This is a genomic window from Streptomyces sp. NPDC056948, from assembly GCF_042674225.1.
In the GTDB taxonomy this organism is placed as follows: domain Bacteria; phylum Actinomycetota; class Actinomycetes; order Streptomycetales; family Streptomycetaceae; genus Streptomyces; species Streptomyces purpurascens.
This window is the reverse complement of the sequence record NZ_JBHUQX010000378.1, coordinates 1-9400: the sequence shown is the minus strand read 5'-3', so window position 1 is coordinate 9400 and position 9400 is coordinate 1. Positions and strand designations below refer to the sequence as shown.

7 protein-coding genes are annotated in these 9400 nt (G+C 74.2%); 2 read left to right on the top strand and 5 right to left on the bottom strand.

The features are described from left to right. The 5 genes from ACFTZL_RS34955 to ACFTZL_RS34935 form a co-directional block, all read right to left on the bottom strand. A partial coding sequence (locus ACFTZL_RS34955; RefSeq protein ID WP_382591368.1) for an alpha-lytic protease prodomain-containing protein occupies nt 1-522 on the bottom strand: 522 nt, incomplete at its 3' end. Nucleotides 523-557: 35 nt separating this feature from the next. After that, nucleotides 558-2222 carry an alkaline phosphatase D family protein gene (locus ACFTZL_RS34950; RefSeq protein ID WP_382591364.1) on the bottom strand — a complete coding sequence of 555 codons (1665 nt, stop codon included), beginning with the start codon at nt 2220-2222 and terminating at the stop codon, nt 558-560. 256 nt (nt 2223-2478) lie between these two features. Next, nucleotides 2479-3243, bottom strand: a complete 765-nt coding sequence (locus ACFTZL_RS34945; RefSeq protein ID WP_382591361.1) for a metallophosphoesterase — start codon at nt 3241-3243, stop codon at nt 2479-2481. Further along, nucleotides 3240-3527 (bottom strand): BON domain-containing protein, encoded by a 288-nt coding sequence (locus ACFTZL_RS34940; RefSeq protein WP_382591358.1) that lies wholly within the window; start codon nt 3525-3527, stop codon nt 3240-3242. Before ACFTZL_RS34940 ends, ACFTZL_RS34945 begins: the two co-directional genes overlap by 4 nt. A 10-nt stretch (nt 3528-3537) precedes the next feature. After that, entirely contained in the window at nt 3538-4215 is a 678-nt protein-coding gene (locus tag ACFTZL_RS34935; RefSeq protein ID WP_382591355.1) for a nucleotidyltransferase family protein, read from the bottom strand. A 210-nt stretch (nt 4216-4425) separates the two neighbouring features. Here ACFTZL_RS34935 and ACFTZL_RS34930 point away from each other — a divergent pair, with 210 nt between their 5' ends. Together ACFTZL_RS34930 and ACFTZL_RS34925 are read left to right on the top strand one after the other, a co-directional pair. Beyond that, entirely contained in the window at nt 4426-5010 is a 585-nt protein-coding gene (locus tag ACFTZL_RS34930; protein WP_382591352.1) for a hypothetical protein, read from the top strand. Nucleotides 5011-5026: 16 nt separating this feature from the next. Further along, complete coding sequence (locus tag ACFTZL_RS34925) at nt 5027-9364, top strand: HAD-IC family P-type ATPase (protein WP_382591349.1); 4338 nt, start codon at nt 5027-5029, stop codon at nt 9362-9364. Nucleotides 9365-9400 lie beyond the last annotated feature (36 nt).

Genomic DNA, 9400 nt, shown 5'->3' with positions numbered 1-9400 from the left:
GGCCTCCACCGCGACCCGGTTCGCCGGGATGTCGACGTACCACAGGGGCGTGTCGCGGGTGTCGGCACGGGCCGCTGCCCCGTCCAGCTTCTTCTTCGCCGCCTGGAGGTCCCGGAGCGTCTTCTTCACGACGGCGGCCTTGGCGCCCTGGGCCTTGATGGCGGGCACGTCCGCGGTGTTGGTGGTCGCCACCACGAGCTCCTGCGCCGTCGTGCCGCGCAGCCACGCGCCCGCGAAGCGGTTGCCCAGGGCGTTGCGCAGCCGCCCCGCCCGGGTGCCCGCCTCCGCCTCGTTGACCAGCCGCAGGGACGCCTGGGCCGGGGTCAGCCCGAGGTCGCGCTCCAGGGCACGCAGCACCGGAGCCGACGGCCGGTCGGCGCCGAGGGTCTGGGCGGCCGAGGGCAGCGGGCCCGCGGGAGGCGTCGGCTCGGCCGCCACGGCGGAGGGGAGCCCGGTGGCGACGAGTGCGCCGAGTGCGGCCAGGGCCGCCCGGCGGCCGGTCACGGCGTGTCTGAGGACCATTCGATGTGTCTCCTTCGATCACGGTGGAACTGCTGTCATGCGGACTTCAGGCCGGGCGAACCCACCTCCGTGACGAAGGACGCGGTCGTCGAGACGGTGCCCCCGGGCTGCGTGATGGACGGGACGGTCCGGAAGTCGACCTGGGCTTTCGCGCGGTCCAGCTCGACCCGGACGTAGCCGCGGCGGCCGTCGTAGTACTTCATGTGGGGGTTGGCCCGCAGGTAGGTGTCCCAGTTGTCGGGCTTCTCGGTTCCGTTGCCGCCGCTGGAGATGGAGGTGCAGGTGAACTCCGTGCCCAGCGTCCGGGACCGCGGGTCGTCGAAGTCGTCCTTGATGTCGAAGGCGTACCCGACGTGGACGTCGCCGGTGAGGACCATCCAGTTGTCGATGCCCGCGGCCTTCGCGCCCGCCGTGACCCGGTCGCGGGAGGCGCGGTAGCCGTCCCAGGCGTCCATGGAGACCCGGGCCGGCCCGGTCACGTCGAACTTGCGCTCCGAGAAGCACACCTGCTGGGGCATCACGTGCCACAGCGCGCCGGAGTTGCGCCAGCCGTCCAGCAGCCAGCGTTCCTGCGCGGCGCCGGTCATGGTGCGTGCCGGGTCGTCCGACTCGGTGCCCGGCGCGTGCGGCCGGTCGTCGTAGGCCTGGTCGGAGCGGTACTGGCGGGTGTCGAGGAGGTCGAACTGGACGAGTGACCCCCAGGCCAGCCGGCGGTACAGCCGGGCGTCGGGGCCCTGCGGCAACTGCTCGGCCCGCAGCGGCTGGTTCTCCCAGTAGGCCCGGTAGGCGGCGGCGCGTCGCGCAAGGAACTGCTCCGGGGAGGTGCCGTTCTCGTCGAAGGCGCCGGCGTAGTTGTTCTCCGTCTCGTGGTCGTCCCAGGTGACGAGGAACGGGTGCCGGGCATGCGCGGCGCGCAGGTCCGGGTCGTTCTTGTAGAGCGCGTAGCGCAGCCGGTAGTCCGCGAGGGTGGTCGTCTCGCGGTTGAACACGTCGGGCAGTTTGCGGTCGCTGTAGCGGCGGGCCCCGCCGGCGGAGTCCACCGGGTACTCGTACAGGTAGTCGCCGAGGTGGAACACCGCGTCGACGTCCTCCTCCGCCAGATGCCGGTGGGCGGTGTAGTAGCCGTCCTGGTAGGCCTGGCAGGCCACGGCGGCCAGCCGCATGCCGTCGGTGGCGCTGCCCGCGGCCGGTGCCGTACGGGTCCGGCCCGTGGGGCTGATCCAGCTGCCCACCCGGAACCGGTAGTAGTAGTGGCTGTTCGCCCGCAGGCCCTTGATGTCGACGTGCACGCTGTGGGCGTATTCGGGATGCGCCGTGGCGACACCCCGCTGCTCGACGAGCGCGAACCTCTCGTCCACGGCCACTTCCCAGGAGACGGCGACCCGTTCCTGGCCCAGGCCGCCGTCCGCGGTGAACGGCTCGGGGGCGAGCCGCGTCCAGATCAGCACCGAGTCGGGCAGCGGATCGCCGGAGGCCACGCCGAGGGTGAACGGATCGTCGGAGACCCGGGCGGCGTCGAGCTCCGGAGCGGCGGTGGCGCCGCGGGCCGGCCGGTTGGTGCTGAAGGCGAGCATCGCCGCCGCAGCGGTGACGGTCAGGAAACGGCGGCGGGCGACGTGCGGCGCCGCGGTGCGCAATACGGCGTCGTGCGGGGAGAAGGCATGCTCGGACGGTGCTTTCCGACGGCCCGTCAGCGCCATCTGGTGTCCTCTCGTACGGGGCAGGGCACCCCGGACGGAGGCGTGGGGCATCGCCGACGTGCGGAGCGCGGAGCTGCATGCTAAGCAGACAAAATGCCTAAAGCGGGCGCGACCTGCGGGGCGTTCACACCAGAGGCGGTACGGGAACAGCGTGTCGCGTCGTCTGTCAGAGAACGCAGACGCAGAACGCAGACGCAGAACGCGGAAAGCGCCGCCGGCGTGGGCCGACGGCGCAAAGCGAGCGGAAGATGGGGGGCTAGCGGGTGGCTCGCGCGGCGGCCCCGGTGGTCGCGTGGTCGCGGACCGGCAGGTGGTAGACGTGGAACGCCCGCCCGATGACCGGCTGGGCGACATTGCGCACCCGTACGCCGCCGCTCGTCATGCCGTGCTCCGTGCCGGCGTGCGCGTGCCCGTGCACCGCGAGGTCGGCGCCGGCCGTGTCGATCGCCTCGGCCAGCAGATAGCTGCCCAGGAACGGATAGATCTCCAGCGGTTCGCCCGCCAGCGTGTCCGGGACGGGGGAGTAGTGGGTCAGGGCGATCCGCGCGTCACAGCCCTCCTCGCCGAGCTGCTCCAGGGACGCCCGCAGGCCGTCGGCGCAGCGGCGCGAGTGCCTGACGAACTCCTTCATGACCGGCTCGCCGAACTCCCCGGCGCAGCGGCCGACGAAGCCGCCGCCGAACCCCTTGGTGCCGGCCACGCCGATACGCGCCCCGCCGCACGGCACGACCGTCCCCTGCCCCTCGAGAACATGGGCGCCGGCCTCTCGGAGAACGGCCGTGACCTCGTCGGGCTTGTCGTCCTGATGGTCATGGTTGCCCAGGACGGCGACCACCGGCACCCCGAGGCCCTGGATCTCCCGGGCCACCACCAGGGCCTCCTCGGGAGTGCCGTGCCGGGTGAGGTCCCCGGCCAGCAGCAGGAGGTCGGCGCACTCGGGCAGGGTCTCGAACGCGGGGCGGAGCAGGCCCTGGCTGTCGGGCCCCATGTGGATGTCCCCGACGGCTGCGATGCGGATCATGAGAGTTCCTCCGCGTGGTCGGGGGAGGACGCCCCGGTGACCACGAGGTCGCTGTGCACCGGTGTCCCGGCGAGCTCCTCGAGGGCGGTGCGCAGAATCTCCTCGCGGCAGGGGGCCGAGGGCACGGTGCCGGTGAGCAGCACCGTCCCGCCGCGGGCCTCGACCCGTACGCCCAGTTCACCGAGTTCGCCGGAGGCGAGGCGGTCCTGGAGGTGGGCGATGCGGTAGTCCAGGTTCTGCGCCGGCGGCGCGCCGCCCGTGTCCTGGGAACCGTGGGTGCTCATGGGTGCTCCTTCAGATGACGTTCAGGCGCTCCAGGAGGAAGAAGAAGGCGGCGGGCATGGGCGCGTCCCCGCACTCGCGCCGCACCCGCTCCCAGTCGACCTTCTCCCGCAGGGCGCGAGCGATGGGGAGGGCGGCGCCGAAGTCGCAGTGGTGCTCGGAGAAGGCGGCGGCCAGGCTCCACAGCAGGTCGGTCGGGGCCAGTACGGGCATGCGCACCGAGTCGACCGAGATCTCCTGCGCCCGCTCCAGCATGTCCGCGCCGACCGGCCGGTCCGCCAGCTCGAAGATGATGTCGACGGGCTGGCCGAAACAGGTGGCCTTGATCAGCCAGTCCTCCGGCGGCGCGTAGACGGTCAGCCCCGCGTCCCGGAGTGTGACCGCCACCGCCTCGGCGTCCTCGGGGCGGATGGCGAAGTCGACGTCGTGCTGGAGGTTCTTCTCGCCCCCGTGCGCGTAAGCGGCCACGCTCCCGGCCAGCGCGAAGAGATGCCCCTTCCGCTTCAGCAGGGCACCGACCTGCTTGGCCGCCTCCAGGATCGCCTGGTTGCGGTCCAGGGGCAGTTCCTGCGGCGGCTCGCCGGCCTGCGGGTCCCGGGGCGGCGCGGGCTCGGTCCGGTCCGGGGCCAGTCGGAGGTCGGGTATCCCCGGCCGCCGGACGAGCGTCGCGTCATCACCGTTCTCCGTCATGACCACTCCATTCGCCGAACAGGACACTCCGCTGCCGCACGGGCCCGCGTGCCCGCTCTGAGTACCCAGCGCGCCCGTGCCGACACGGAAGGCTGCGACTGCCTGCTCCGGCCGAACAAGACAAGCGCTCACACCGTCGACGACGGAATATGGGGCAAGAAGCTGGAAAACCGGTAGAAGCCTGACAAAAGCGCGCCTGTGGAGGTCGACATGAACCAGCAGACATCACGTGCGTCTGATCTTCCGCAGCCGTTGCGGGCCGTCGCCTCGGGCCTCAGGCATCTGCCGGGTGCGGAGCAGGTGGGCAAGGTGGCCGGAGGAGCCCTGGACAAGGTCGGCGCGGTGTCGCCGCGCGGCCGTCGGATCGCCGTCTACGCCGGTGCCGGTGTACTCGGTGTGGCCGGAGTGGTGGAGTGGCCGGTGGCGCTGACCGGCGCCGCCGTAGCCTGGCTGACGCGGCCCCGGCCCGGGCAGGAACCCGACGGCGCGTCACCGAACGGCGGCACGCGGACCGCCCGGAGCGGTGAACGCCGCAAGGGCACCGCCGCCCAGGACAGGCCGGACGACCAGGACACCTCCGCGTACGGCCCCGGCGGCAGACTCGCAGCGTCCCACTACCGGCACGACCGACCCGAACAGCACGTCCACGAACAGCCCGCCAAGGTGGGCGACACCGCCACCGCCTCCGCGCTGAAGCAGGTCGCCGAGGCCACCGCGCACCACGACGCGCACGGCGAGGAGCCGGACCCGGAACACGCTCACCCACACGGACACGACAGCCGGTCGACCGGCTGAGTCGGGACAGCAGCAGATGCTCACACGCTTCGACGTCGCCCCGTTCGTCGGGGCCGTGGCCGGGGCGGCCGCAGGGGCCGTCCGCGGCACCGCCCAGGGCGTGACGTCCGTCTACGACACCACGCGCCGCGTCCGCAACGTAGCGCGCAACGCCCTCACCGCAGGACAGCACTGGAAGGCCGGACAGCGCGTCCACCTCGCCCTGCGGCACCCCGACGGCGAGGCCGCCGCGCTCGCCCGCGAGATGGCCGGGGAACTGCTCGACCACCCGGACGTGCTCACGGCGTACTGGGACGAGGGCCTGGCCCGCATGGTGATCACCGTGGTCGAGGACGCCGCCACCGACCGGGTCACCGAGCGGGCCACAGCGATCGCCGCCCGCCTCGGCCTGGACGAGGGCGCCGACCCGAACGCCCGGGACACCAGCCACCCCGGCGACCCCGCCGAGGTGCGCGTCACCGCGGCGGCGATCCTGCTGGACGCCGCCGGCGCGGTCGGCGCCCTGGCCGGCCGGTCCCTGTGCCTGCCGCCCACCTCCCGCATCATCACCGCGACCGTCACCCTGCTGCGCGAGAACCCCCGCTTCCGGGCCCTGCTCCGGCAGCGCTTCGGCGCCTCCGGCATGGAACTCGTCCTCGCCGCCGCCAACGCCGCCGCACACGGCGCCGGCCAGACCCCGCTGGCGCTCCTGCTCGACGGCGTCCTGCGCGGCACCCAGCTGACGGAGGCCGTGGCCAGGGCCGCGGCCTTCGAGGCCCTGCACGACGACATCGTCCACGAACGGCGCACCAGCCTGCCCTGCCCGCCGGACACCCGGCCGCCGCTCAAGGTGACGCCCGCCGCGGAGTACGCCTCCCACGCCAGCACCGGCAGCGTCGCCGGCGCCGCCGCCACCCTCCTCGTCACGCACAGGGCGAGCGACGCGGCCGAAGCGATCCTCGCGGGATCCCCGAAGGCGGCCAGGTACGGACCGGCCGCCTTCGGCGCGACCCTCGGCACCTTCCTCGCCCACGCCGGGATCCTCCTGCGCAACGGGGAGCGCCTGCGGCAACTGGAGATCGCCGACGCCCTCGTCCTGCACGCCGACGCCCTGCGCAGCCGCCGGCAGGACGCCACCGACGACACCGACGGGCTGCCCGACGACCCGGTGCACCCCTTCGCCGAAGCCGTCCTCGACGCCGCCCGCAGGGCAGGACTGCACGTCGTGATCGCGGGCGGCTCCGACCTGAAGGACATCACCCGGCTCGCCGACGAGGTCGCCCCGAGCGCCAAGCCGTTCGGAGATGTCGTACGCGCCCTTCAGGACGACGGGCACGTGGTCGTGACCGTCGCCCGCCTGAACCGGTCCGGCGACGGCCATGTCGCGGCCGGACTGCCCGCCGGAGACGTGGCCATCGCCCTCACCGACGGACGGGCCGCCGTCTCCTGGGGCGTCGACGCGCTGGCCCCGGGCGGCCTCGCCGACGTCTGGCGGCTGCTGACGGCGATCCCCGCGGCCCGGCGCGTCGGACGCCGGTCACAGACACTGGCCCGCGCGGGCGCCGCCCTGTCGGGGCTCCTGGTCGCCCGCGGCGGACAGCGCCTGGGCCGACTCGGTATGTGGCCCCTCACCCGGCACGCCCCCGTCAACATCGCCGCCGCCAACGCCCTGCTCACCGGCTGGCTCGCAGCCACCCAGGTGGCCCGGGCCACCCCGCCCCCGCCACGACTGCACATTCCCTGGCACGCCCTGGAACCCCACGAGGCCCGCGACCGGCTGGGACGCACGGCGCGCGACGACGAGCCCCGCGGACTCGCCCTATTCGCCGACCGCTCACGACAGCAGGCCGGCCGTCTGATCCGCCACCCGGCCGTGACCCCCGCCCGCTGGACCTGGCAGGCGGCCGGTGCCGTACGCCGCGAACTCGACGATCCGCTCACCCCCGTCCTGGCCACGGGCGCCGTCGCCTCCGCGCTGCTCGGCTCGCTCGTCGACGCCCTGCTGGTCGTGGGCGCCATGGACCTCAACGCCGTGACGGGCGGACTCCAGCGGCTGCGCGCCGAACAGGCACTGGCCCGGCTGGCCGCCCGGCAGCAGCCCAAGGCCCGCAGGCAGGACAGCCACAGGCGCACCGTCACCGTCGACGCCGCCCGGCTGCGGCCCGGCGACGAGATCAGCCTCGGCGCCGGCGACGTCGTACCCGCCGACGCGCGGCTGCTGGAGGTCGACGGTCTCGAGGTCGACGAGTCGGCACTCACCGGCGAGTCCCTGCCCGTGTCCAAGGCCGTCGAGGCCACGCCCGGACTGCCGGTGGCCCAGCGCGCCTGCATGGTGTTCGAGGGCACGACCGTCGTGGCCGGAGACGCCACCGCACTCGTCGTGGACACCGGCGACCAGACCGAGGCGGGCCGCGCCGTCACCCTCGCCGCCCGCACCCCGCCGCCCGCCGGCGTCCAGGCCCGGCTGCAGGAACTGACCCGCAAGGCACTGCCGGTGACCTTCACGGGCGGCGCCGCCGTGACCGGACTGTCCCTGCTGCGCGGCAGCCCCGTCCGACGCGCCGTCAGCGGCGGTGTCGCGGTCGCCGTCGCCGCCGTACCGGAAGGCCTCCCGCTCGTCGCCACGGTCGCGCAGATGGCGGCCGCCCGCCGGCTCTCCCGGCGCGGCGTCCTGGTCCGCACCCCGCGCACCCTGGAGGCGCTCGGGCGGGTCGACACCGTCTGCTTCGACAAGACCGGCACCCTCACCGAGAACAGACTGCGCCTCGTTCGCGTCGCCACCGCCGAAGGCACCGTCCACGAGACCGGCACCGAACGGGCCCTGCCGGTCCTGCGCCTGGCCGCACGCGCCTGCCCGCAGGAGGAGACGGGGCAGGGCCGCCGTGTCGCACACGCCACCGACGAGGCCGTCCTCGACGTCGCCCCGCCCGACGAGGGCTGGGCCCCGACCGGCGAACTGCCCTTCGAGACGCGGCGGGGCTACGCCGCGGCGGTCGGCCGCGACGGCGACCCGGACTTCGGCGAACTCCTCGTCGTCAAGGGCGCCCCGGAGACGATCCTGCCCGCCTGCCGCGACCTCCCCGACCACGCGACCGACACCGCCCACGAACTGGCGGGACAGGGGCTGCGCGTCCTCGCCGTCGCCCGGCGCCCCTGCCGGGCCGACGACGCCGACGCCGAACTCGACGCGCCGCTCTCGGACCTGGAGTTCAGCGGCTTCGTCGCCCTCGCCGACGTCCCGCGCGACACCTCGCACGCCCTGCTCGCGGAACTCCGCCGCTCCGGCATCCTGCCCGTCATGCTCACCGGCGACCACCCAGAGACCGCCCGCGCCATCGCCCTGCAACTGGGCTGGCCGGAGGAGACCGAGGCGGTGACCGGCGACGAACTCGTCGCCATGGAACGCCGCGAACGCGTCCGGGTCCTGCGCGGCGCGGGCGTCATCGCCCGGGTCGCACCCGAACAGAAACTGCACGTCGTCGAGGCCCTGCAACAGGCCGGACGGGTCGTGGCGATGGCCGGCGACGGCGCCAACGACGCCGCCGCCATCCGCGCCGCCGACGTCGGAGTCGGCGTGGAGTCCCGCGGCTCCGCGGCCGCCCGCAACGCCGCCGACCTCGTGCTCACCACCGGCGACCTCTCCGTCCTCGTGGACGCGGTCGCCGAGGGCCGTGCCCTGTGGCGCAGCGTCGCCGACGCGGTGAGCATCCTCATCGGCGGCAACGCCGGCGAGGTCGGCTTCAGCGTTCTCGGCACCCTGCTGGCCGGCGCCTCACCCCTGTCGACACGTCAGCTGCTGCTGGTCAACCTGCTCACCGACATGTTCCCGGCCATGGCGGTGGCGGTCACGCCGAGCGACGACCCCTCGACGGCGGAGCACGCCGCGACCGGCCCGATGAGCCTCGACGTCCTCGGCGCCCCGCTTCTGCGCTCCATCCGGCGCCGGGGCATCACCACCTGCCTGGGCGCGGTCACGGCCTACCTCATCGGCCGCCTCACCCCGGGCACCGAACGCCGGTCCACCACCATGGCCTTGTGCGGCGTGGTCGGCGCCCAGCTCGTGCAGACCCTCTCCGGCCGCCGCCGCAGCCCCCTGGTGTGGGTGACGGCCCTCGGCTCCGCCGCCGTACTCGCCGCACTCGTCCAGACCCCCGGCGTCAGCCACTTCTTCGGCTGCACCCCGCTCGGCCCCGTGGCCTGGGCAGGCGTGGCCCTGGCCATCGGCCTCTCGGCCCTGGCCCCGCGCCTGGAACACCTCCGGGCCGTCCACCTGCTCTACGAGGCCCTGACACGCCTCGCCCTGCGCCTGGGCGACCTGACCCAGCGGGCCCGGGAACTCCTGCAGAGCGGGATCGCCCGGCCGGTGGTGGCGTAGCGGGCGGGCACGCACGACAGAGGGCGGCCGCCACCA